Genomic DNA, 24537 nt, shown 5'->3' on the forward strand with positions numbered 1-24537 from the left:
GATCGTTCTTCGACCGGTGACGATCGCTTCGGACGCAGTCCGTCGTAGCGTGACCCGCGCCACGCCGCGCGCCGTACGATGGCGCGGTGCTGGTCAAGTGGATTCGCTGCACCGTCGTGGACCGTCATGGGTTCGAGCGGGGTCAGCGAAAGTGGGCGGGGCTGCTGGGTGAGCCGGGGTTCAGAGGTCAGAGCGGAGGATGGAGCCGGGAGCGTCCGGATGTGGCTCACGTCTTCGCGTTCTGGGAGAACCGCGTCTTCTACGACTCCTTCATGGCACGGGGGCACGACCGGCTGGCGGCGTCGCAGTCCGGCATGTACCGGGACATGCAGGTGAAGCTCTTCGAGTACCGGTTCGACGTGAAGACCGGATTCGAACCGCACTTCACCGACGCGGATGTCGTGCGGGTGGCGCACAGCCGGGTGCACGAGGACCGCGTGGAGCACTTCGCGCTCATGCAGCGGACGGTGTGGAATCCGGCGATGGCCGGATCGCCCGGAATGCTGCGCGGGATGTTCGGCGAAGCGCCGGGGCAGGAGTTCCTGGTGCTCTCGATGTGGCAGTCGAGCGCCGAGCGGGGCAAATACCGGCCGCAGGGGGTGGAACGCCTCTCGGACCGGGCGCAGACCGAGACGGACGTCGCGGAGCTGACCGGGGACGTGGTGGAGCTCCAGCCGCCCTGGACGGTGTGACCCGCCGAGTCCGTGGTCCGGCGCCGCGGCGGTCCGCCGCGGGAGGGCCGGCTGATTCTTTGGTCACATACGCCGGATGGAGTCCGGACAACTGCTCGATTCCGGGCCACTGGGCCTAGGGTCGTTACATGGCACGACCGCAGCGCATTGTTCTCGTCCGGCACGGTGAGTCCGAAGGCAATGCCGACGACACGGTGTACGAGCGGGAGCCCGACCACGCGCTGAGGCTCACGGCGACCGGGCTGCGGCAGGCCAGGGAGACGGGCGCCCGGCTGCGCGAGCTGTTCGAGGGCGAACGGGTCAGCGTCTACGTCTCGCCCTACCGCCGGACGCACGAGACGTTCAGGTCGTTCGGTCTCGACCTGGACAAGGTGCGGGTGCGGGAGGAGCCCAGGCTGCGTGAGCAGGACTGGGGGAACTGGCAGGACCACGACGACGTACGCCTGCAGAAGGCGAACCGCGACGCGTACGGGCATTTCTTCTACCGCTTCGCCCAGGGCGAGTCCGGTGCCGATGTGTACGACCGGGTCGGCGCCTTCCTGGAGAGCCTGTACCGCAGCTTCGAGGATCCCGGGCATCCGGAGAACGTCCTGCTGGTCACGCACGGGCTGACCATGCGCTTGTTCTGCATGCGCTGGTTCCACTGGTCGGTGGCGGAGTTCGAGTCGCTGTCCAACCCGGGCAACGCGGAAACCAGGACCCTGCTGCTGGGGGAGGACGGCCGCTACGTGCTTGACCGGCCGTTCGAGCGCTGGCGCACCCCTGAGCCGTACGGCATCACCGGATAGAGTGGCACTGCGATGACCGCTGATTCTGCTTCCGACCGGCGCTTCGAACGCGCCCTGGCCAGCCTGCGTGGGCTCTCCGTCGGAGATGCGCTGGGCTCCCAGTTCTTCGTCCCTGTCAACTATCCGCTGCTCCAACGGCGCGCGCTGCCGCCCGGCCCGTGGCAGTGGACCGACGACACCGAGATGGCTTCCTCCGTACTGTCCGTGCTCGCCGCGCACGGCCGTATCGACCAGGACGCGCTCGCTCACTCCTTCGCCGAGCACCACGATTTCGACCGGGGATACGGTCCTGCCGTGAACCGGCTGCTCCGACTGGTCCGGGAGGGCGGGGACTGGCGCGAGCTGGCGTCCGCGCTCTTCAACGGCCAGGGCTCCTGGGGCAACGGGTCGGCCATGCGTATCGCGCCGCTCGGCGCCTGGTACGCGGACGACCCGGAGCAGGCCACTCACCAGGCCGAGATCTCCTCGTACACGACGCATCAGCACCGTGAGGCCGTCGTGGGCGCGATGGCGGTCGCCGCCGCGGCCTCGCTGGCCGCCGCACCCGGGGGCCCGCCGACGCCCGGCGATCTTCTCGACGGTGTCATCGACCTGGTCCCGCGCAGTGCGGTCGGGGCCGGACTGCGCCGGGCACGGGACATGCTCGACTACCGGGACGCCGGGACGGTCGCGGCCGTCCTCGGCAACGGGCGCCGCACGAGTGCGCACGACACCGTGCCGTTCGCCCTGTGGTCGGCGGCGCGCAGCCTCGGGGACTTCGAGCAGGCGTTCTGGGTGACGGCCCAGGCGGGCGGTGACGTGGACACGACCTGCGCCATCGTCGGAGGCGTGGTCTCGGCGAGCACGGCGGGGGCACCGCCGGCCGACTGGCTGGCACAGACGGAGGAGCCGCCGCACTGGCTCGCCGTGGCGCACGCCTGACCACGAGCCCGGCCGCGCCCTACTGTCACGGTCCTGCCACAGCACGGCCCGCAGCTGCTGGTGAGACCGCGAGGGGAATACTCTTTCGCCCACGCCGCCACGCTTTGATCTTGTAGTGGCATGCGCCGATCGAGACGCCGGGGCAATCGCGCCGCCTCCTGGCCGTGCGAGCGGACCCCGGCGGGGGAGGGGTCCCATGTCCGACCAACCGTCCGAGGCGAGCGATGTGCCCGAAGACCGCGCCGCCGCCGAGCCCCACGCACCGGGCCCGGAGAAGGGCGCTGAACCGGGTGCGGGCCCGGGCGAATCCGTAGCTGCCGCGCCCGGCCCGGCCGGGGCGCACCCGGTGACGGAGAAGGCCGCCGCAGCGCCGGTGACCGCAAGCACGAAGCAGCCCGCCGCCCCCGAACCCCCGGTACCCGGTCAGCGGCAGCAGCAGACCAACCCGTGGCAGCAGACCGCACGCCCCCCGGGCGCGCTGCCCCGGCTGCGTACGACACCCCCGACCTCCATACCGGCTGCCACGATCTGGTCCGTCCTCGCCACCGCACTCCTCAGCGCGATCCTGCTGGGTGACGGCCTGGGACCGAACCTCCTGATCGTGGCCGTGCCGGCATCCCTCGCGGCCTTCTTCGCCGCACGCGCCGCGGGCCGGCGACCGCGCCCCTGGACACTCACCTGGGCGGTCGGGGGAGTGGCGCTCCTCGCGGTGCCCGCGCTCCGGGACGCCGGCTGGCCGACCTTCCTCGCCATGGTGTCCGCGCTCGCGCTGGGATCCCTGGCGCTCCACGGCAGCCGCAGATGGCTGGGTATCTTCCTCGGTTCGCTGGGACTGCTCGGCTCGGCGGCACCCGGCCTGCGATGGGGCTGGCAGGGCATGCGGTCCCAGGCGGAGGCATCACGTGCCCGCTGGGGCACGGTCGTCCGTACGACCGTGGTGGCCGTCGTCCTTCTCCTCGTGTTCGGCACGCTCTTCGCGGGAGCCGACGCGGCCTTCGCGGATCTGCTGGGCGACCTCATTCCCGATGTGTCGATCGGGGAGGGCCCCTGGCGGGTCTTCCTCTTCCTGCTGGGACTCGTGGGCGCGCTGGCCGCCGCGTACGCCGCTGCCGCCCCGACCCGCTGGGACAAGGTCACCATCCCGCCCGGGCCGGCCCGCGGAAGGGTGGAATGGGCCCTTCCGCTCATCGTTCTCAACCTGCTCTTCGCGGCGTTCATCGCGCTCCAGCTCGCCGTCCTGTTCGGCGGCTACGACAAGGTGCTGGAGGAGACCGACCTCTCGTACTCCGAGTACGCGCGTCAGGGATTCTGGCAGCTGCTGTGGGCCACCCTGCTCACCCTCCTCGTGATCGCCCTCGCCCTGCGCTGGGCGCCGCGCGGCGGGGCCCGCGACCGGACGCTGGTACGCGGAGTGCTCGGCGCCCTGTGCGTGCTCACGCTCGTGGTCGTCGCCTCGGCGCTGCGCCGCATGGACCTGTACGTGGACGCTTACGGGCTGACCAGGCTGCGGATCTCCGTCGCCGCCATGGAACTCTGGCTCGGTGTGGTGATCGTCCTGATCATCGCCGCGGGTGTGTTCGGAGCGCGGCTGCTGCCGCGGGCCGTTGCCGTGAGCGCTGCCGTCGGTGTTCTCGCGTTCGGTCTGGTCTCGCCCGACGGGCTGATCGCGGAGCAGAACGTTCAGCGGTACGAGGACGCCAAGTCCACCGACCACGCCAAGTCCATCGACATCGACTACCTCAGGACGCTCTCGGCCGATGCCGTACCGGCGCTGGACAGGCTGCCGGAGCCACTGCGTTCCTGCGCGCTGGGCAGGATCGAGCGCAATCTCGACGACGCGGACGAGCCCTGGTACGCCTCCAGCTGGGGGAGGGCCCGGGCCCGCGACATCCTGGAGGAGCGCAGCGCGCTGCCCCGTGCGAACGAGTGCGACAGGTCGGGCCGGTACGGAACGGGCGGCGAACGGGGCGAGATCGAGGGGGAGTTCTACGACCCCTACGATCCGTACTGATCGACCGATCACTCCCGCACGGACGCGGGTGCGGTCCGCCCGAGGGCGTGTCCCGCACCCGCGTCCGTGCGTCGGCGCGAGACTCCCTAGGCGGCCGGACCGGCCGCCGCGGACTTTCCGCTCAGTGCCTCCAGGTCGCTCTTGCGCACCCGGATGACCAGGGTCGCGGTGAGCAGGGCGACGGCGGCCATGGCGACGGCCGCGGTGAACGCCGTGGAGATGCCCTGGGTGAGTACCTCGTTGCCCCACGTTCCGGGGAGTTCGTGGGTTCTGGCGAACTCCGCCTGCTGCTCCGGTGTCGCCTGCGCCATGAACGCGGGGATCTGCTTCTCCGCCTCGTTGCGGCTGGCCGTGCCGAACACGGTGACCAGGATGGAGAGGCCGAGAGAACCGCCCACCTGCTGGCTCGCGTTGAGCAGGCTGGACGCCGCCCCGGCCTCGTGCGGCGCGACGCCGGAGACGGCGGTCAGCGTCAGCGTGACGAAGTTCAGTCCCATGCCGAAGCCGAACAGCAGCATGGGGCCGAGCACGCCGCTCACGTAGGAGCTGTCCGGCGAGATGAGGGTCTGCCAGAAGAGGCCGAGCCCGGTGATGGTCGAACCGGTGACCATGAACGGCTTGGGGCCGAGCACCGGCAGCAGACGCTGGGAGAGCCCGGCGCCCGTGATGATCGCGACGGTCACCGGCAGGAACGCGAGGCCGGCCTCGATCGGGCTGTAGTCCAGGACGTTCTGGACGAACAGCACGATGAAGAAGAACATGCCGAACATGGCCGCGGCCAGGCTGAGCATGATCATGTAGGTTCCCGAACGGTTGCGGTCGGCGAACATCCGCAGCGGGGTGATCGGTTCCTTCGCGCGTGACTCGATGAGGACGAAGGCGGCGAGCAGCACGACCGCCGCACCGAAGGACGACACCGTGAGCGTGTCGCGCCAGCCCTCCTCCGAGGCACGGATGAACCCGTACACGAGCGAGGCCATACCGGCCGTCGAGGTCAGCGCCCCGGCGATGTCGAAGCGGCCCGGGTGCTTCTCCGACTCGTTGATGTAGACCGGCGCGAGGGCCGCGATCAGTACACCGATCGGTACGTTGACGAAGAAGACCCAGCGCCAGTCCAGCCACTCGGTGAGCATGCCGCCGGTCAGGAGCCCGATGGCGCCACCACCCGCGGACACCGCGGCGAACACCCCGAACGCCCGGTTGCGCTCAGGCCCTTCGCGGAACGTGGTGGTGATCAGCGCCAGCGAGGTCGGTGACGCGATGGCGCCGCCGACCCCCTGCAGTGCCCGGGCGGCCAGCAACTGCCAGGGTTCCTGGGCGAGTCCGCCCAGAAGCGAGGCGAGAGTGAAGACGATGATCCCGGTCATGAAGACCCGGCGGCGCCCCAGGATGTCGCCGGCCCTGCCGCCGAGCAGCAGCAGACCGCCGAAGGTGAGCGTGTAGGCGCTCAGAACCCAGGAGAGATCGGTCGTCGAGAAGCTGAGCGCGTCCTGAATATGGGGAAGCGCAATGTTGACGATGGTGGCATCGAGCACGACCATCAGCTGACATGCGGCAATGACGGTCAGTGCGATCCCCGGGCGCCCCTCCCGGCGGGCCGCGCCCGGGTTGCCCTGTTTTTCTAACTGAGAGGTGGTCACTATGAGTCCCCCACAAGTGAATTAGTGAACGGAACCGTTCACTGTCTCGTCAACGGTAGTGAGTCCCCGTTAGTGAACGCAAGCGTTCACTGACACTGCCGCCGACGGGATTTCCGTCGTTGTCGGCCGCGTCCGCCAGGACCGCGCCGATCCGCTCCTCTCCCCGTCGTGATGGAGATCGACTGATGGCTACTTCGCGCCCGGCTGCCGCCGCACGTTCCCGCCCGGTGTCCCTGCGGCGCCGCGGCCCCGTTCTGGAACGGGCGATCCTCGACGCCGCCCTCGAACAACTCGGCACGGTCGGCTGGAACGGGCTGACGATGGAGGGTGTGGCGGCCGGCGCCCAGACCGGCAAGGCCGCCGTGTACCGCCGATGGCCCTCCAAGGAGGATCTGGTCGCGGACGCCCTGCGTGCGGGACTGCCGCCGCTGGACGAGGCCCGCGACTGCGGCGGGGTGCGCGAGGACCTCTACGAGGTCTGCCGGCGACTGCGCGACGCGATGCTGTCGGGGCCGGGTGTCGCTCTGCGATCGGTGCTTCACGAATGCGATGTGAGGGCCGCCGACCGCTTCCACGGAGTGATCATGAACGGGGTGATCGGCCCTTCGACCGAGCTCTTCCGCGAGGTCGTCAGCCGAGGTGTCGGCCGTGGTGAGGTGCGCCCGGAGGCGGCCAACGACATGACGTTCGACGTGATCCCGGCCATGATGATGTACCGGACCAAGGTGTGCGGCAGCGAATGGCCGGACGAGGAGATCGCCCGGATGATCGACACGGTCATGATGCCGATACTCCGCTCCGGCCACCGCTGACGCCTGCCTTCCCCTTCCGGCCCGCGCCACTTCGGTACGCCGGGGTGCCGAGGAGCCTGAGGGAGGGGGCGCCCCGGGGTGTTCTTGCCGTGGTCATCGGCGTACGCTTGCTGGCGCCATGCCGTACGAACCACCCACGCACACCGTCGAGCGCTCACTGCGCGCTACCACCGGTGCCAGGACCGTCGCCGGTGTCGACGAGGTCGGACGCGGAGCGTGGGCCGGCCCCGTCACCGTCTGCGCTGCCGTCACCGGGCTTCGCCGACCCCCGGAGGGGCTCACGGACTCGAAGCTGATGAGTCCCAAGCGCCGTGCCGAGCTGGCTCCGCTGCTGGAGGACTGGGTCACCGCCTACGGGCTGGGACACGCCTCGCCGCAGGAGATCGACGAGCTCGGTATGACCGCGGCGCTCCGGCTGGCGGCGGTGAGGGCCCTCGAGTGCCTGCCCGTGCGGCCGGACGCCGTGATCCTCGACGGCAAGCACGACTACCTGGGCGAGCCCTACCAGGTCCGCACCGTGATCAAGGGCGACCAGTCCTGTATCGCGGTCGCTGCGGCTTCGGTGATCGCGAAGGTCCACCGGGACACGATGATGGCCGAACTGGGCGCGGAATCAGGGGAGTACACAGACTTCGCCTTCGGCGCCAACGCGGGATATCCGTCGCCGGTGCACAGGGCCGCACTGGAGAAGCAGGGGCCAACGCCCCATCACCGCCTCTCCTGGTCCTATCTTGATGCGTTGCCCAGGTGGCAGCACCTGAAGAAGGTCCGATTCTCCGCCGAGGCGGCTGCACTGGAAAGCGGGGGCCAGCTCGGCTTCGACTTCTGATCGCGCGCACGTACCCACACCCGCTGACGTCCGTGGCGTCGGCGCTCGAAAGTCCACCATCCTGCCTCTCATCCCCGAGGAGCCTCAGATTCACGAGAGTGCCCAGGGTCCCCGCGTCGCTCCGGCCGCCGGCCGCACCGCGCCGACCCCCCGTCCCGTACCAGGTCCGCGTTCCGCGGCCACGCCGCGTCCCGGGCGTCCGGGCCCCGGCCCCGCGCGGCCTGCGCCCCCGGCGCAGCGCCCGCACCCCACACCCGCTCCCGCCGCCTCCGCTTCGGGCCCGGCCCAGCAGGAGAATCGTTCCGCGCCGCAGCTTCAGCTGATCCCGGCCCCGGCCGGCGGCGCGCTCGACGCGGCCGACGAGGCAGTCGATCTGCTGCTCGACTCGGGGCGCGCACCGGGCGACATCCTGGTCCTCACCACGGGTGAGGTGCACCCCTGGGCCGCGCACGAGATCTCCTTCGGAGAGGCCGCCTACTGGGCGCAGCAGGACGCCGGCGACGACGTCTTCTTCGCCCACCTCGCCGCGGCCGGCCGTGCCGCGTCCCGCCCGGTGGTCGTGGTCGCGGTCAACGGGGACGTCGACGACGCCACCGCCCGCGCACTTCCCGTGGCGCGGGACCGCGCCGGCGCGCTGCTGATCGTCTGCGGTGACCCGCAGAAGATCAACTCCGTGCTCGGCGCGGCAGTCTGAGCCGTACGCCGTAGGGTCCCGGCTGCCCGGAAGGGTGGTCGGGACCTGTGCGTATCACCGGGCCGCGGTCCGCCGCAGGGCGTCCACCGCTCCGCCGCCGGTGCGCTGGGGCGCCGGATCGAGTTCCATGAAGGCATCGGACAGCTTCGAGGCCGGCGACTCGGAACTGGGCCGACGGCCTCCCCGGCCCTCGCCGAGCACCTGCCAGCCTCCCCGGGTCAGCGTGATGTAGGCGCCGCACCGCAGACCGTGCAGGGTGCAGGCGTCCCGCAACCCCCACATCCACGCGCCGTCCTCCTCCGTCCAGCGCTCGTCGCCGTCGCGGCAGTAGAGCAGCACCGCCGTACGGATCGGAGCGCGCCGCCGCAGGTCGTGCGGGATGACCCGGCGCAGATGGGCCAGCAGGGCGTTGCGGAACTCCCACCCGTCCGCGGCCACGTTCGTCCGGCGGGCGAACGACGCGCTGGCCGTGAGCCGCTCCTCGTGGTCGAGAACGGCCACGACGGCGGTCGCCGGAGCCGGCCGGTGGCGGGCGTGGAGACCGCTGACGACCTCGCGAGGGCTCCGCAGCAGAGGGATGCCCGCCGAGGCCCATTCGGCGGGTTCGAGTGTCCTGGCAAGGTTGTTGACGGAGCCTGCGGACGCCGAGGACGTGGGCATCGAAGAGGCAGGGGACGGAGCGAATCCGAAGGTCACGGTCCTCCCTTCGCTACGCGCCCACGGTGCGGGCAGGGTCGAGTGAGGGCGCGCCGCGGCACAGCCCTTCCGGGCCGCGAAAGGACCGTGCGGGGAGCGACTCCAATTCTTCCTGGCGTACTGGCAGGCGGCAACGAGCAATTTGCCCCGCTGACGGGAATCAGCCGGAATGACACTGATATCCCTGCCCAGACCGTGCCCCCGCGACGCCACCTGTCCCGCCCGAATGCCGAGGACCAGCGGAAACATGTCACCCCGGCCCGTCCGGGAGCCGCGACGAGATCACGGTGAGTGACGGTCCGGAGGTGCTCCGCGGCGGCCGTCCCCGGCCCCCTTGACGGCCGGTGAACCGATGGTGAGCCGATTGTCACGCGGGGTGAAGTCGTCGTTTGTCAGTGCCATCGGGTTGCATGGGGGCATGGACAACCTGGAACTCCGCGCTGAAGCCGATGCCGTCCTCGCTGAGCTCGTCGGTGCCCCCGAGGGCTCGGCGCGGCTGCGGGAGGACCAGTGGCAGGCGGTGGCGGCCCTGGTGCAGGAGCGTCGGCGCGCGCTCGTGGTGCAGCGCACCGGCTGGGGCAAGTCGGCGGTGTACTTCGTCGCCACCGCGTTGCTGCGCCGGCGTGGCTCCGGCCCGACGGTGATCATCTCGCCGCTGCTGGCGCTGATGCGCAACCAGGTCGAGTCGGCGGCGCGGGCCGGTATCCAGGCGCGCACCATCAACTCGGCCAACCCGGAGGAGTGGGAGACGATCTACCAGGAGGTCGAGCGCGGCGAGACCGACGTCCTCCTTGTCAGTCCGGAGCGCCTCAACTCCGTTGATTTCCGTGATCAGGTGCTGCCGAAGCTCGCGGCCACGACCGGTCTGCTGGTGGTCGACGAGGCGCACTGTATTTCCGACTGGGGACACGACTTCCGGCCCGACTACCGCCGGCTGCGGGCGATGCTGGCCGAGCTGCCCGCCGGAGTGCCGGTGCTGGCCACCACCGCGACCGCCAACGCGCGCGTGACCGCGGACGTGGCCGAACAGCTGGGCACCGGCGCGGGCGAGGCCCTCGTGCTCCGCGGTCCGCTGGAGAGGGAAAGCCTACGGCTCGGTGTCGTCCAGCTGCCGGACGCCGCGCACCGCCTGGCCTGGCTCGCCGAGCACCTGGACGACCTGCAGGGCTCGGGGATCATCTACACCCTCACCGTTGCCGCGGCCGAGGAGGCCACCGCCTTCCTGCGCCAGCGCGGCTTCCGCGTGGCCTCGTACACGGGGAAGACGGAGAACGCGGACCGGCTGCAGGCCGAGGTCGACCTGCAGGAGAACCGGGTGAAGGCGCTGGTCGCGACGTCGGCGCTGGGTATGGGCTACGACAAGCCGGACCTGGGGTTCGTGGTGCATCTCGGTTCGCCCTCCTCGCCCATTGCCTACTACCAGCAGGTCGGGCGTGCGGGGCGTGGTGTGGCCCACGCCGATGTGCTGCTGCTGCCGGGCAAGGAGGACGAGGCCATCTGGCGCTACTTCGCCGACACGGCGTTCCCGCCCGAGGTGCAGGTGCGCCAGACCCTCTCCGCCCTGGCCGGTGCGGGACGGCCGCTGTCGGTGCCGGCCCTGGAGGCGGCGGTGGAACTCCGGCGCAGCCGGCTGGAGTCGATGCTGAAGGTGCTGGATGTCGACGGCGCGGTCAAGCGGGTCAAGGGCGGCTGGACGGCCACGGGGGCCGAGTGGGTGTACGAGGCGGAGCGCTACGCGTGGGTCGCCAAGCAGCGGGCGGCCGAGCAGCAGGCCATGCGCGACTACGCGAACACGTCCCTGTGCCGGATGGAGTTCCTGCGCCGGCAGCTGGACGACGAGGGCGCGGCTCCGTGCGGCCGTTGCGACAACTGCGCCGGGCCGTGGGCCGATACCTCCGTCTCGACGGAGGCTTTGACGGGCGCGGCGAAGGAACTGGACCGCCCCGGAGTGGAGGTCGAGCCGCGCCGGATGTGGCCGACGGGGATGCCCGCACTGGGCATCGAACTCAAGGGACGCATCCCGGTCAAGGAGCAGTGCTCCACCGGGCGTGCCCTGGGGCGGCTCTCGGACATCGGCTGGGGCAACAGGCTGCGCCCGCTGCTGGCCGAGAACGCGCCCGACGGGCCGGTGCCGGACGACGTGCTGCAGGCGGCGGTGGCGGTCCTCGCCGACTGGGCGCGCTCTCCGGGTGGTTGGGCGGCGCAGGGCCCGGACGCCTCCGCCCGGCCGGTCGGCGTCGTTGCCGTACCGTCCGTGGCCCGCCCACAACTGGTCGGTTCCCTCGCCCAGGGCATCGCGACCATCGGGCGCCTCCCCTTCCTGGGGACTCTGGCGTACACGGGGCCGAGCGGCGCGCACGCGGCACGCCGCAGCAACTCCGCCCAGCGTCTGAGGGCCCTGTCCGGAGCCTTCGTCGTCCCGGCGGACCTGGCCGAGGCTCTCGCGGGGACTCCCGGCCCCGTCCTCCTCGTCGACGACTCCACCGACTCCGGCTGGACCCTCGCGGTCACTGCCCGCCTGCTCCGCCAGGCAGGCAGCGAACAGGTTCTTCCCCTGGTGCTGGCCGCGGCGGGCTGATCCCGAGGGTCACCTGCCCCTGCCCCTGCCGTCGCCGTCGTTCGTGACGCCGGCGGCAGGGACAGGACCGGGTCGAGGCCGAGCCGCACGCGGCGCCGGGCAGGGGCCGCGCCGTGGATCAGCCCTCTGTCCAGCTGTGGCTCTTCGCGAAACGGGCCAGTCCGGCGCGGGTCTGCAGGATCTGCTCACCGGTGAGCGACGGGGCCGACGCCAGCAGGACCTCGGTGACCTCCCGAATGAACTCCTCGGTGCTCAGTACGTCGCACAGGGAATCGTCGTACGGGGCCGCCGCCGGCTTGCCTTCGGTTCCCGGGGCAAGACGGACCGCCGATGCCTTCGGCCCGCGCTCGCCGTTCTCGATCTCGAACTCGACCTTCACTCCGGGGCGTACGTACTCCTCGGGCACCTGCATGTCGTTCACATGCAGGAACACGTCGTCCCCGCCGCTCTCCGGAGCGATGAATCCATAACCCCGCACACTGTCGAAACGCACCACACGACCAGCAACCATGATGTCTCCCACCGGAATTGGGCCCATTGCCCATGCGGGCCCCTTGCCCGACGATTCCGGTGGAGAGCGTAGCCGCGAGCGTGCGGCCGAGGCGAGGAACGCATGTCAACGGAGCCCGTCGCCGAGCCGTGACCAGCCCGGCTCCCTCGTACGAGCGACGCCCTTGTCCCTCGGGAGAGGGAGCACCTGATCACTGCTCGGAGGGACGGCTGCGCGGTGGGCCGACTGCCATAATCACCGTCGTGAACCGTGCGACTGCCTGGCGCGACAGCTGGACCGCAACGCTGCGGCGGGCCTCGGCACTCCCGCGCAACGCCGTGTTCATCCCGACGCTGTGCGTGCTCGCGATCGCGGAATCGCTCGCCGAGCTGGTCGCCGCCCGCGGGTCGATCCCCCGGATGTTCGCGGACACCTCCCAGAACGCCGCCCAGAACGGAAGCCCCGGCGGAGTCCAACTCGCGATGGTCGTCGGGCTGTTGTGCCTGTGCACCGCACTGCCACTGGCACTCCTGCGGCCCGGCCTCGCCGGATTCACGGTGACCGCGGCGAGCTTCGGTTCACTCACGGTCTTCCATACGCTGACGCTGGCAGGGTTCGCCGCTCAGCTGATCGCCCAGTACCGGCTCGGCCGTTGCGGAAACGTCCTGGCGGCGATGCTCTTCACCACACCGTTCCTCGCGCTGGCCGTCGCCGGCTCCACGGACACCGACTACCGGGTGCGTACGGTGCTCCTCGTCTCGCTGGCCCCGACGGCCGCCTTCGCCGGTCTCGCGCGACGCGCAAGGCAAGCGGACCGGGAACACGACGCCGTACGCGAGGTCATGGCCGGCAGCCAGTGGGAGAACGCCGCCCGCGAGGAGCGCGCCCGTATCGTCCGCGAACTGCACGACGTCGTCGGCCACCACGTCTCCATGATCGCCGTGCAGGCCGAGACGGCCCGTGTGGCCACTCCCGGCATGCCCGCCGCAGGCGGTGAGCGGCTGCTCGGCATCGGCGACACCGCCCGCGCGGCCCTCACGGAGATGCGCCGCCTGCTCGGCGTACTGCGCGACGACAACGAGCCCGGCGCAGGCGGCGAGCGGAGGCCGCAACCCGATCTCACCCAGCTCGACGACCTGCTCGACGAGGCCCGCAAAGCCTCCACCGCGACGATCCGCCTCATCCTCAGCGGTAACCCGCGCCCCATGGGTCCAGGAATCGAGCTGGCCGCCTACCGCATAGCCCAGGAGTCCCTCACCAACGCCCGCAAGCACGCCACGGGCGCGCCGGTCGACGTGGAACTGCACTACGCCCACGACGCCCTGCACCTCAGCATCCGCGACAACGGCCCCGGAGCGCCGCCCGCGACTCCGGACGGTGGCTACGGCCTGCTCGGTATGCGGGAACGGGCCGCCGCGGTCGGAGGGCTGATGCGCACAGGTCCGGCGGACTCCGGTGGATTCATCGTCGAAGCCAGTTTCCCCGCCGAGCCGGAACGGACCCCATGAACTCCCCGCAGACACCGATCCGCGTCGTCATCGCGGACGACCACCTGGTCGTCCGCACCGGATTCGCCGCACTCCTCGACTCCCAGCCGGAGTTCACCATCGTCGAGACGGCCACCACCGGCGTCGACGCGGTCCGGGTCTGCCGTGAGGTCTCCCCGGACGTGGTCCTCATGGACATCCGCATGCCCGAGATGGACGGCATAGAGGCCACCCGGCAGCTCCTCGGCGAGGCGCCCGACGGAGCGAAGGTGCCACGGGTCCTCATCCTGACGACGTTCGACCTGGACGAGTACGTCTACGACGCCCTGCGCGCCGGAGCCAGCGGCTTTCTGCTCAAGGACGCCACCGCCGAGCGGCTCTTCGACGCCGTGCGCGTCGTCGCCGCCGGAGAGGCGCTCCTCGACCCCGGGGTCACCCGCCGGCTGATCAGCGAGTTCACGCAACTGCGCGCCAGGACCCCGGCCCAGCCGTCGCCGGGCCTCACGATGCTCACGGCGCGGGAGACCGAGGTACTGCTGCTCGTCGCCGAAGGCATGTCCAACGGGGAGATCGCCGCCCGCCTCTTCGTCACGGAGGAGACGGTGAAGTCACACGTCAGCCGCACCCTGACCAAACTGGGCCTGCGGGACCGGACCCAGGCCGTGATCGCGGCGTACGAATCGGGACTCGTCGTCCCGGGCTTCCGCAGGACCGACTAGGCAGGTTCTGGTCCTGGTCCTCGTCCTCGTCCTCAGGCAGGAGACCGCCCCTCCCTCGCACGAGGGAGGGGCGGTCCGCCCAGTCCCTCACGCGAGCACCGTGGAACGTCGCTCCTCGCCGTGACGACCCGTACCCCCTGGTTTCCCTAGCCTCCTTCCATGGAGAAGACGATCGATGGGCCACACGCAGTGATCGAGGTCAGGGACGTCTACAAGCGTTTCGGCAGCACGCAGGCGCTGGACGGCATGTCGTTCTCCGTCAGGCCGGGGCGGATCACCGGCTTCGTCGGTCCGAACGGCGCCGGAAAGTCCACGACGATGCGCGTCGTTCTCGGCCTGGACAAGCCGGACAAGGGGAGCGCGCTGGTCGGCGGGCGCCCGTACCGGACGCTGCGCACTCCGCTCAAGCACGTCGGCGCGCTGCTCGACTCGGCTGCCGTACAGCCGAGCCGGACTGCCCGCCATCACCTGCTGTGGCTGGCGCACTCGCAGGGGCTCGGCACCGCCGCCGTGGACGAGGTGATCCGCAGAGTCGGCCTCCAGGAGGTGGCAGGGCGCAAGGCGGGCGGCTTCTCCCTGGGCATGCGGCAGCGGCTGGGCATCGCAGCCGCGCTGCTCGGTGATCCACCCATGCTCATGCTGGACGAGCCGTTCAACGGCCTGGACCCCGAAGGGTTCATGTGGATGCGGGGCTTCCTGGCGTCACTCGCCGAACAGGGCCGTGCCGTGCTGGTGTCCAGTCACCTGATGAGTGAGCTCCAGGACTCGGCCGATCACGTGATCGTCGTCGGACGCGGCAAGGTCGTCGCCGACATGAGCGTGCGCGACCTGCTCGCCTCGGTTTCCGAGGGGCGCGTCACCCTGCGCACGTCGGCCCGCACGCAGGCGATGGAGGTGCTCGCGCGGGCCGGTGCCACGGTGAGCTCCACGGGAGGCGACGCGATCAGCGTCACCGACCTGACGGCCGAGGACGTCGCGTCCGTGCTGGGTGCGCACGCGGTGCCGTTCTCCGAAGTGTCCTCGCACCGCGCGTCCCTGGAAGAGGCGTACATGGAACTCACGCGTGACTCCGTGCAGTACCGCGGGGTCGTCACCAGGGAGGCCGGACGATGACCACGACGCTCTCGCCACCACCCGCCTCCAGCCGGCCGGAACGGGGCGGCTTCGGACGCGTACTGCACGCGGAGTGGACCAAGTTCCGTACCGTGCGCGGCTGGGTGTTCGGCACGGTCGGCGCGCTGGTGCTCATCTGCCTGGTCGGTCTGCTCGCGACGGCCGCGAGCAACGACGGGGGCCTCAACGCGTCGAAGCTGCCCGTCGGTCCGTCCGGTGAAGCGGTCAACGACGCCTTCTACTTCATGCACCAGCCGCAGAAGGGCGACGGCGTCATCACCGTGTCCGTGTCCTTGCTGACCGGTCGGGTCGCGTCGACGCCCACGGAGGACAAGCCCGGTCTCGCGCCCTGGGCCAAGGCCGGAATCATCGTGAAGGACTCCCTCGAACCGGGGTCGTCCTACGCGTCGATGATGGTCACCGGCGACCACGGCGTGCGGATGCAGTACGACTACACGCACGACACGGCGGGACTGCCCGGCGCCGTGTCGACGGAGGCGCCGCGGTGGCTCCGGCTGGCGCGCTCCGGCGACACCGTCACCGGTTATCAGTCGACGGACGGCACCACGTGGGCCGAGGTGGGCACGGCCCGCCTCTCCGGGCTCTCGGAGTCGCCGCAGGTCGGACTGTTCGTGACCTCGCCGTCGGCCACGGAGGAGACCGGTACGGGAACGGGGTTCGTCCCCGCCGTCGCCACCGGCACGTTCGGCGCCCTCACCCTGAGCGGCGGGTGGGGCGGCGACGCCTGGCAGGACCGGCAGGTCAGCGACGGCGCGGGTACGAACGGCAGTTACAGCCGGTCGACGAAGGGCGAAGTGGTCCCCACCGGCACGGGCTACAGCATCACCGGGGCCGGCGACATCGCGCCGGTCGTCGGCGGACCGGCCGCCGGCGGCGTGCGCATCGTCTCGAACTTCCTCGTCGGCGCGTTCGCGGGACTGATCGTGATGGTCGTCGTGGCCGCGGGCTACGTGACCGTCGAGTACCGGCGGGGACTGATCGGCGTCACCTTCGCGGCCAGTCCGCGCAGAGGCCGCGTGCTGGTGACGAAGGCTCTCGTGGTGGGCTTCGCGGCCTTCCTCGCCGGAACGATCGCTGCCGCCGTCATGGTGCCCCTCGGCGGGTCGCGGTCCCTCGCGAACGGCTTCCCCGTCCTGACGGTGCCGCCGTCGACCGAGCTGCGGGTCATCGTGGGAACGGGTCTGCTGCTCGCGGCTGCCTGCGTGTTCGCCCTGTCGGTCGGCGCCATCCTGCGGCGCAGCGCCGTGACCATCACCGTGGTGGTCGTCGGCATGGTGCTGCCCTACCTGCTCGCCACCGCATCCGTTCTGCCCCCCGCGGCCTCGGACTGGCTCCTGAAGGTCACACCGGCCGCCGGGTTCGCCATCCAGCAGACCGTCACCCACTACGACCAGGTCGTCACGGTCTATTCGCCGGCGCACGGCTACTTCCCGCTGGCTCCGTGGGAGGGCTTCGCCGTCCTGTGCGCCTACGCCGCGGTCGCCTTCGCCGGCGCCCTGGTCCTGATCCGCCGGAGGGACGTATGAGGTACGCGGGACGCTCGGAGTGGACCAAGCTGCGGACGGACTCCGGCAACGTCTGGCTGCTCCTCGGCGTCGTGGTCCTGACGCTGGCAGTCGGCGCCGCGGTGGTCATGAACGCCCGGTGCGATGCCCCGGGCTGCGGAGAGGACGCCACGAAGCTCAGCCTCAGCGGTGTCATGGTCGGTCAGGTCGTCGTTGCCGTCGTCGCGGTGCTGATGGTCGGCAACGAGTACGGCACCGGCATGATGCGGACCACGGTCGCCGCCGTACCGCGCAGGCTGACCGTCCTCTTCTCGAAGGCCGCTGTCCTCGGCGCGGTGACGCTGGTGGCAGGTGCCATCGGTGTCTTCGGGTCCCTGCTGATCGGTCGGACGGTGCAGCCGGGCCTGGGCTTCACCGAGGCGCACGGGTACGAGGCCCTGTCGCCGGCCGACTCGGAGACGCTGCGCGCCGCCGTGGGCTCCGTCCTCTACCTCGTCCTGATCGGGCTGCTCGGCCTCGGCATCGCCCTGATCGTGCGGAGCTCGGCGACGGCGATCGGGATCGTTCTGGGGCTGCTCTTCTTCTTCCCGATCCTCACCCAGGTGATCGCGGACCCGGACTGGCAGCGGCTCCTCCAGCAGATTGCCCCCATGACGGCCGGTCTCTCCGTCCAGACGACGATCGGCGTCGACCAGCTCCCGATCGGCCCCTGGGAGGGCCTCGGCGTGGTGGCTCTTTGGGCATTTGGCGCGCTGGCCGTCGGCGGCGTGATGCTGCGCACGCGAGACGTATAGATGCCTGCGCCCGACAATGCGCTATTGCGTGTCGAGGCATTCGGAAACGCACACGCGACTCGCGGGTATGGGAACGTCTTCGGGTAGCGCTCGGAGGCTTAAGGCGTCTCTGACCTGGGCACATGTATGAAACGAGAGGCTTCGCGCCTCGTGCTTCAGTGGATTGATCGACACCTCGAAAATTTCCATCCGGTGCTTTGGGCGCGGTTCGGCAATATCGACTTCGGAAATCCTTGAATCGCCATGCCGGTCGAATGTGCCACACGGGAATTACGGCTTCGTGGTCTACCAGGTGCGGGGCGAACTGCCGAGCTGGACGGCGCGCCGCCCCGCCCCTGTGGATAACTTATCCACAGGGGGTTTCGGAAATCGGCCGCTCGCGGGACGGTCATGCCATGAACAAGCACCACGAATCCACCGGACCGGCCGACGAGCAGCAGATCACCCTGCGCGGTCCCGCCGAACTCGCCGACGCCCTTCCGTATCTGATGGGCTTCCATCCCGACGACAGCGTGGTCATGGTGGCCCTGCACGGCGGCCGCGGGCGTTTCGGAGGCCGGCTCAGGCTCGGGATTCCGCACGCGCCGAAGGAGTGGGAGCCCGTCGCCGAGCAGCTCGCCGAGTGTCTGGTCTCGGGCAGCGAGCGGCGCGGCTCCCGGCCCGACGCGATCGTCGTCTTCCTCTGCCAGGACCCTGCGGACGGGGTGACGGGTCACCAGACCATGGAGCGTCTGCGGCCGTTCGCGCAGCTCCTGCGCACGGCCTGCGGGGCGCTCGACGTACCCGTCCTGGAAGCGCTCTGCATTTCCGGGGGTCGCTACTGGTCCTACTGCTGCCCGGACAGCAGGTGTTGTCCGGAGGAAGGAAACCCGCTGGCTCTGCCGGGGACGACGGTCATGGCGGCGGCAGCGGCCTACGCGGGCATTCACGTGCGCGGATCGCTGCGCGACATGGAAGCGCGCCTCGCACCCCTGGAGACCGCCGGAGCGGGCGGTCAGCAAGAGGCGCTGGACTCGGCAGGGGCCGTGCTGGTGTCCAGGATTCTGGACACCGAGGGCCGGGCCGAAGTTGCGGGGGAGACCCTGAAGCTGGCGTGCACGCTGATGGACCGGATCGGCCGGGCCCCCACGGGGCCAGTCTCCGCGGCGGACACGAACGACGACCGTCTGATCAGCCACGACGAGGCCGCCGCGGTGATTCTCGGGCTCCAGGACCGGGAGACGAGGGACAAGGCGGCGCAATGGATGGAAGGCCCCGAAGCGGCGTCCGCGCTGCGTCTGTGGCGGGCTCTGGCCCGTCGCTGCGTCGGCCCTTACGTGGAACACGCGGCCGCCCCGCTCACGCTGGCCGGCTGGGTGTCCTGGTCCACGGGCGACGAGCCGGCCGCCAGGGTGGCCCTGGGGCTGGCTCTGCGCGCCGACCCCGACTACACATTCGCCCAGTTGCTCCACCAGGCGTGCAACGCGGGTCTGAATCCGGAGACCTTGCGCCGCTGCCTGCGGGGCGAGCGCGCCGCCGCCGATGGGGGAGAGGACGGTCGTGGCGGCCACGAGGTCCACGGAGGCCGGGAGCAGCGGCATACAGGGAGGCGGCCGGCACCTCGCACGGTTCCCCCGCAGGCGACGAAGCGGCGCGGGAGCGCGCCGGGTGGCGCAGGTCCCGGAGCCGTTGTGGTCCGGCGCCGGGCGCGGGATTCCAAGCGTCAGGGCCGGCGCGGGAGCAGGAGCGGTCGATGACGACCGTGACCGGGTGGCCCATGGAGCCGTTCACGGGGGTGGCGGAGTCGCACGACCCGTGGCGTCGCAGACACAGCTGCTGTCCGGAGCGCACGGACGGCGCAGAAAGACCACCATGGCCCTCACCCTCCCTGCCGGAGCCCCCGAGCCCGAAGTCTCCTCTCCTGCTCCACGCGTCGGACCTCCAGGACTACCCGGACCTCCAGGACTACCCGGACCTCCCGGACCTCCCGGACCCGGGCCGCGTGCGGAGCGCCGCATGCGGGAGCTGCCTTCTGCGCACCTCGCGGTCATCTGCGTGGCGCTGCCGTCGATGGCCGTCTCGGCGGACCACGGCCAGCTCACCGGACAGGGCCTGGACGGCTTCTACCGGTCGGGTCGCAGACTGCTCTCACGGTGCCATCTGCGGGTGGGCGGACGGGAACCCATCGCTGTCCAGGGCGGTCTGGTCTCCTCGGACGGTGCTCGGTTCCTGGGCGTCGTGCGTACGGCGGCCGACACCGGGCCCGACCCCGAGATCACCGTCGAGCGAAGGCGCGGGGCCGAGGGCGTCGAGCGGATCACCCTGCACAGCGCCTCCGCCCGCACCCGCCGGCTTCCCGTCGAGATCTCCCTGGCGACCGATCTGGTGGAGCTGGGCGCCATCGCGATGGGCCGTCCGGGACCCGAGCGGGCCGCCAGCGTGCATGCCTCGGGACTGCGCTGGACAGCCGCCGACGGCCTCGGCTGCGCCGTCACGGCCGACCCGCCGCCCCAGGACGCGGTGGCCGCCGCAGGACTGCTGCGCTGGGAGGTGGTCCTCGCCCCCGGAGCCTCGTACGGCATCGAGCTGAGCATTCGCGCCGAGCGCCGCGGACGGACTCCGGGGCGGCCCGCGAACCGGCTGTCCGCCGACGTGCGGGTGGAAGCGGACGACCCGCGGGTCGAACCGCTCGTGCGGACCGGGCTCGGCGACCTCCGGGCGCTGCTGGTCGGCAGCGAGCGGAACCCGGCCGACGGCTGGCTGGCAGCCGGGGTTCCCTGGCGCTGCGGCCCCGCTCCGGCCGAGGCGCTGTGGGCCGCGCGGATGGTGCTCCCGCTCGGAACGGGACTCGCGGCGTCCACCCTGCGCACGCTCGCCCGCTCCCAGCTACGGGGTTCCGGTTCCGACCACGGGCGTATCCCGGGGCCGCTCCGGGACGCGGGTCCCCGGCTCCCGCCCAGCTGCACGGGCATCGAGGCGACCCTCGCGTATCCGACCGTGCTCGCGGAGGCGCGCCGCTGGGGGCTGCCCGAGCAGGAGGTGGCCGAGCTCCTTCCTGCGGCGGAGCGGTGCCTGCGATGGCTGCGCACCGCGGCGGAGGAAGACGGGCTGGTCCCGGACGGAGGTCCCGAGGGATTCCGGCGCACGGAGATCCAGGCCCATGCCCATCGGGCCGCGATGCTCGGTGCCGAACTGCTCGACGAGTGCGGCCCCGGCGGCGGCGACGCGTGGCGGGAGTGGGCCAGGGGGCTGAGGAGCCGGTTCAGAGCCGAGTTCTGGATCGACGACCGCGCGGGCGGCTGCCCCGCCGCGGCGCGCAGTGGTACGGGGCGGGCCGTGCCGTATCCGGGCGGTGGCCTGGCACATCTGCTGGACACCGGACTGCTGGGCGGAGGGCGGCTCGCCCCCGGCCTGCTGGACGCGGAGCGGACGGGCCGGCTGGCCAGACTCCTCGGCGGACCGGCCCTGGACTCGGGGTGGGGCCTGCGCACGCTCGGGGCGAAGGAGCCCGGCCACAACCCGTTCGGCCACCGCTCCGGTGCGGTGCGGGTGCACGAGACGGCGGTCGCCTGCGCGGGACTGGCCGCCGCCGGATACGAGAAGGAAGCGAGTAGCCTGCTGCGCGGGGTCCTCGGCGCCGCCGAGACCTTCGGCTACCGCCTTCCCGAGATGTACGCGGGGGAGCAGCGCCGTGCGGGCAGCGTTCCCGCGGCCCACCCGACGGCCTGCCGCCCGGCAGGTGCCGCGGCGGCAGCCGGGATCCACCTGGTCACCATGCTCGCGGGCATCCGCCCCGACGTACCGGCCGCGACGGTTTCGCTGAGCCCGGTCCGTTGCGCCCCGCTGGGGGCCGTCCAGCTCTCCGGGCTGCGGCTGGCCGGCGAGCCGTTCGCCCTGCGGGTCAGCCGTCTCGGACTCGGAATGATCGAGGAAGCAGCCGCCGGGCTCCAGCTCGGCGTCTGACGCCGACGGAGTCCGGGACCGGCCCGTGGGGCCCACACGCGAAGGGAGCCGCCACCGAGTGCGGGACGGAGAATCCGGTGACGACGAGCACGCCGAAGGGACTGTTTATCGTCAGGAAGACGACTATGATCACGGCATGCCGCCCTACGACCCGTCGACCTTCCCGCCCTTCGCTGTCACCGTCGATCTGGTCGTGCTCACCGTGCGCCGTCACGCGCTCTGCGCGCTGGTCGTACGCCGTGGTGAGACACCGTTCCAGGGCCGATGGGCGCTGCCCGGCGGATTCGTCCGAGCCGATGAGGATCTCGGTGCGGCGGCAGCCCGTGAGCTCGTCGAGGAGACCGGGCTCTGCGCCCACGATCCGGCGTCCCCGACGGTGGGAAACGGTGCGCATCTCGAGCAGCTCGCGACGTACGGGGATCCCCGGCGCGATCCCCGTATGCGGGTCGTCAGCGTGGCCCATCTCGCGCTGGCGCCGGACCTGCCCGCGCCCCGTGCGGGCGGTGACGCCCACAGCGCCCGCTGGGCGCCCGTCGAGGACCTGCTCGGCCCGGAAGGCGGCTTCGCCGGTGAGGACGAACAGCCCGCGCCGCTGGCCTTCGATCACGCCCAGATCCTCGCGGACGGAGTCGAGCGGGCCCGCTCGAAGATCGAATACTCCTCGCTGGCCACGGCGTTCTGCCCGCCGGAGTTCACGGTCGGCGAGCTGCGCAGGGTCTACGAGGCCGTGTGGGGCGTGGTCCTCGACCCCCGTAACTTCCACCGCAAGGTCACCGGCACCCCCGGCTTCCTGGTCCCGTCCGGGGGTACGACCACGCGACAGGGCGGCCGTCCCGCCCAGTTGTTCAGGGCGGGCGCGGCCACCGTGCTCAATCCGCCGATGCTGAGGCCCGAAGTCTGAGGCCCGAAGTCTGACGCCGCGGACGTCTCGCGGACGTCCGGAGCCCGAAGTTGCGGAACGCCCGTACGTCCAGGCTGCGCAAAAAGTCGGAATTGTCGCGTTATGTTGCTGCGGTACCCACCCAGCCGCCGAGCGGTCTCACCTCCCGCGAGAGAAGCGATGCTCCAGGCCATCGGACTCACCAGCAGCCCCCGCCGCGACCTTCCGCCCGCCGTCGCCGATCTGACCTTCGAAGCCGGTCCCGGCCTTGTCACCGCCCTGCTCGGCGCCCCGGGTTCCGGCAAGACCACCGCCCTGCGCCTGATGCTCGAACTCGAACCGGGGCGCGGCGTCACCTACTTCCGGGGCCGGCCGCTGCACCGCATCGGTCACCCGCCCCGCGAGGTGGGAGTGCTGCTCGGAGACGTACCGGGCCACCCTTCCCGTACGGCCCGCGGTCAGCTCCGGATGCTCTGTGCCGCCGCCGGGGTGCCCGCGTCGCGAGCGGACGAGGTGCTCGAAGTCGTCGGCCTGGCCGGGCTGGGGGACCAGCGCATCGGGACCCTCTCGGTCGGTATGGACCGCAGGCTGGGCCTCGCGTCGGCTCTGCTCGGCGACCCCCACACCCTCATTCTCGACGAGCCCGCGGAAGGACTTTCGCCGCGCGAGATCAGCTGGTTGTACGGGCTGCTGCGCGCGCACGCCGCCCAAGGCGGAACGGTCCTGCACGCCACCAGCGACCCGAAGGAGGCGGCCCGCGCGGCCGACCGTGTCGTCACCATCGACGAGGGGCGCCTCGTCGCGGACCAGGACGTCGCGGACTTCTCCCGTACGCGCCTGCGGCCACGTGTGGCCGTCCGTACCCCGCACGCGGCCCGGCTCGCCGCCGTGGTCACCCGCGAGGCGCGCGCCGCGCAGCGCTCCGTCGAGGTGGTCGCCGAGGAGAGCACCCGGCTTTCGGTGTACGGCAGCAGCTGTGCGGAGATCGGGGACACGGCCTTCCGGCACGGTGTCCCGGTCCACCAACTCGCCGACGAGATCGGTGACGCGGGACCCGCCGCCGTGTCCGAAGCGAAGACCGGGCAGCGGCCGGGTTCGTCCGTGGCCCTCTCCGAACTCCCCCCTCCGATCCCGGCACGTCCGGCCCGCGGCCCGCTCCGTCCGCTCCGCTACGAGCTGCGCCGCCTGCTCGGCGTGCGGACAACGACCGTGATCGTCGCCGCCGTTCTGGTGGTCTCGGCGGGGCTGTCCGTCCTGCTCGCCCGCTCCGGCGGAACGCCGCTGCCGAAGCTGCTGGCGGCCTGGCCGGGCCTGCTGCCGCTCCCGCCCGCCGCTCTCGGCGCCGGCCTGCTCGGCGCGCTCTCCTTCGGGGACGAGTTCCGCTATCCGGCACTCGCCGCCGGCCGGGGGACCGTTCCGCGCCGGATCGGCCTGCTCCTCGCCAAACTCACGGTGTCCGCCGGGGTCGGGATCCTGCTGGCGGTTCTGGTGGTGCTGGCCGACGCTCAGGTCCTTCGACTCGTGTTCGGCGGAGACTTGATCAAGGTCCCGGCGAATGTCATTCCGCTTGCCGCGAGTTGGGCGGGCCTCACCGTCGGCTGCGCCTGGGCGGGGCTGCTGGCCGCAGGAGTCTTCCGCGTGACCGGGGCCGGGATCGCCGCGGTGCTGGCCGTTCCCGTTCTCGTCGTCCCGCTCGTTCAGAAGGTGCTCGCCGGTCCGTCCGCCCGTTCGATCGCCGGACTTCCCGGCAGACTGCGCGAGCTGACCTGGCTGCAGTGGCCGTACGAAGCGGACCGCTGGGTGCTCGGTGTCGTGAGAGTGGTGGCGCAGCCCGTAGGGGCGGCGCTTTCCCTGTCGTTGTCGGCCCTGATCTGCGCGTATGTGATCACGAGCCTTCGAGGAAGGGCCCGTTGGTGATCATGGGC

At 71.4% G+C, this 24537-nt stretch carries 20 protein-coding genes; 17 read left to right on the top strand and 3 right to left on the bottom strand.

Features of this window, described 5'->3' with window-relative positions:
• The first annotated feature begins 86 nt into the window (after positions 1 to 86).
• The 4 genes from OG230_RS26630 (at position 87) to OG230_RS26645 (ending at position 4412) form a co-directional block, all read left to right on the top strand.
• Complete coding sequence (locus tag OG230_RS26630) at positions 87 to 692, top strand: YdbC family protein (RefSeq protein ID WP_328906241.1); 606 nt, start codon at positions 87 to 89, stop codon at positions 690 to 692.
• Positions 693 to 820: 128 nt separating this feature from the next.
• Positions 821 to 1480 carry a histidine phosphatase family protein gene (locus tag OG230_RS26635; protein WP_328906242.1) on the top strand — a complete coding sequence of 220 codons (660 nt, stop codon included), beginning with the start codon at positions 821 to 823 and terminating at the stop codon, positions 1478 to 1480.
• 12 nt (positions 1481 to 1492) lie between these two features.
• A complete protein-coding gene (locus tag OG230_RS26640) occupies positions 1493 to 2401 on the top strand; it encodes an ADP-ribosylglycohydrolase family protein (protein ID WP_328906243.1) in 909 nt (302 codons plus the stop codon).
• A 196-nt stretch (positions 2402 to 2597) separates the two neighbouring features.
• A complete protein-coding gene (locus tag OG230_RS26645; RefSeq protein ID WP_328906244.1) occupies positions 2598 to 4412 on the top strand; it encodes a DUF4153 domain-containing protein in 1815 nt (604 codons plus the stop codon).
• Between the two features lie 86 nt (positions 4413 to 4498).
• Here OG230_RS26645 and OG230_RS26650 read toward each other — a convergent pair whose 3' ends face one another.
• Entirely contained in the window at positions 4499 to 6052 is a 1554-nt protein-coding gene (locus tag OG230_RS26650) for an MFS transporter (protein WP_328906245.1), read from the bottom strand.
• A 185-nt stretch (positions 6053 to 6237) separates the two neighbouring features.
• Here OG230_RS26650 and OG230_RS26655 point away from each other — a divergent pair, with 185 nt between their 5' ends.
• From OG230_RS26655 to OG230_RS26665, 3 genes are all read left to right on the top strand, one after another.
• Complete coding sequence (locus OG230_RS26655; protein WP_328906246.1) at positions 6238 to 6864, top strand: TetR/AcrR family transcriptional regulator; 627 nt, start codon at positions 6238 to 6240, stop codon at positions 6862 to 6864.
• 118 nt (positions 6865 to 6982) lie between these two features.
• Complete coding sequence (locus OG230_RS26660; protein ID WP_328906247.1) at positions 6983 to 7693, top strand: ribonuclease HII; 711 nt, start codon at positions 6983 to 6985, stop codon at positions 7691 to 7693.
• 61 nt (positions 7694 to 7754) lie between these two features.
• Complete coding sequence (locus OG230_RS26665) at positions 7755 to 8387, top strand: hypothetical protein (protein ID WP_328911546.1); 633 nt, start codon at positions 7755 to 7757, stop codon at positions 8385 to 8387.
• A 54-nt stretch (positions 8388 to 8441) separates the two neighbouring features.
• Here the strand turns inward: OG230_RS26665 and OG230_RS26670 are convergent, their stop codons facing one another.
• A complete protein-coding gene (locus OG230_RS26670) occupies positions 8442 to 9083 on the bottom strand; it encodes a hypothetical protein (RefSeq protein ID WP_328906248.1) in 642 nt (213 codons plus the stop codon).
• A 418-nt stretch (positions 9084 to 9501) separates the two neighbouring features.
• Between OG230_RS26670 and OG230_RS26675 the strand changes: the two genes are divergently transcribed.
• Complete coding sequence (locus tag OG230_RS26675) at positions 9502 to 11661, top strand: RecQ family ATP-dependent DNA helicase (RefSeq protein WP_328906249.1); 2160 nt, start codon at positions 9502 to 9504, stop codon at positions 11659 to 11661.
• A gap of 118 nt (positions 11662 to 11779) precedes the next feature.
• On the opposite strand, the gene OG230_RS26680 is transcribed toward OG230_RS26675, so the two are convergent.
• On the bottom strand, positions 11780 to 12172 hold the full coding sequence (locus tag OG230_RS26680) for a cold-shock protein (protein WP_328906250.1): 393 nt from the start codon (positions 12170 to 12172) through the stop codon (positions 11780 to 11782).
• A 242-nt stretch (positions 12173 to 12414) separates the two neighbouring features.
• Here OG230_RS26680 and OG230_RS26685 point away from each other — a divergent pair, with 242 nt between their 5' ends.
• The 9 genes from OG230_RS26685 to OG230_RS26725 all read left to right on the top strand — a co-directional run bounded on the left by OG230_RS26685 (position 12415) and on the right by OG230_RS26725 (position 24529).
• Positions 12415 to 13659, top strand: a complete 1245-nt coding sequence (locus tag OG230_RS26685) for a sensor histidine kinase (RefSeq protein WP_328906251.1) — start codon at positions 12415 to 12417, stop codon at positions 13657 to 13659.
• Positions 13656 to 14357: a response regulator transcription factor gene (locus tag OG230_RS26690; protein WP_328906252.1), complete on the top strand. Its 702-nt coding sequence runs from the start codon at positions 13656 to 13658 to the stop codon at positions 14355 to 14357. The genes OG230_RS26685 and OG230_RS26690 overlap by 4 nt, the downstream gene beginning before the upstream one ends.
• Positions 14358 to 14516: 159 nt before the next feature.
• Entirely contained in the window at positions 14517 to 15470 is a 954-nt protein-coding gene (locus OG230_RS26695) for an ATP-binding cassette domain-containing protein (protein WP_328906253.1), read from the top strand.
• Positions 15467 to 17017 (top strand): hypothetical protein, encoded by a 1551-nt coding sequence (locus OG230_RS26700; protein ID WP_328906254.1) that lies wholly within the window; start codon positions 15467 to 15469, stop codon positions 17015 to 17017. The genes OG230_RS26695 and OG230_RS26700 overlap by 4 nt, the downstream gene beginning before the upstream one ends.
• Positions 17014 to 17790 carry an ABC transporter permease subunit gene (locus OG230_RS26705; protein ID WP_328906255.1) on the top strand — a complete coding sequence of 259 codons (777 nt, stop codon included), beginning with the start codon at positions 17014 to 17016 and terminating at the stop codon, positions 17788 to 17790. The genes OG230_RS26700 and OG230_RS26705 overlap by 4 nt, the downstream gene beginning before the upstream one ends.
• A 395-nt stretch (positions 17791 to 18185) precedes the next feature.
• Positions 18186 to 19526 carry a DUF4192 domain-containing protein gene (locus OG230_RS26710; RefSeq protein ID WP_328906256.1) on the top strand — a complete coding sequence of 447 codons (1341 nt, stop codon included), beginning with the start codon at positions 18186 to 18188 and terminating at the stop codon, positions 19524 to 19526.
• Between the two features lie 259 nt (positions 19527 to 19785).
• Positions 19786 to 21732 (top strand): glycogen debranching N-terminal domain-containing protein, encoded by a 1947-nt coding sequence (locus OG230_RS26715; protein ID WP_328906257.1) that lies wholly within the window; start codon positions 19786 to 19788, stop codon positions 21730 to 21732.
• Between the two features lie 136 nt (positions 21733 to 21868).
• The gene (locus OG230_RS26720) at positions 21869 to 22633 is read left to right on the top strand and encodes an NUDIX hydrolase (RefSeq protein ID WP_328906258.1); all 765 of its coding nucleotides are present in this window, start codon (positions 21869 to 21871) and stop codon (positions 22631 to 22633) included.
• Positions 22634 to 22792: 159 nt separating this feature from the next.
• Positions 22793 to 24529 (top strand): ATP-binding cassette domain-containing protein, encoded by a 1737-nt coding sequence (locus tag OG230_RS26725; RefSeq protein WP_328906259.1) that lies wholly within the window; start codon positions 22793 to 22795, stop codon positions 24527 to 24529.
• Positions 24530 to 24537: the final 8 nt, after the last annotated feature.

The sequence above is a fragment of the Streptomyces sp. NBC_00234 genome (assembly GCF_036195325.1).
In the GTDB taxonomy this organism is placed as follows: domain Bacteria; phylum Actinomycetota; class Actinomycetes; order Streptomycetales; family Streptomycetaceae; genus Streptomyces.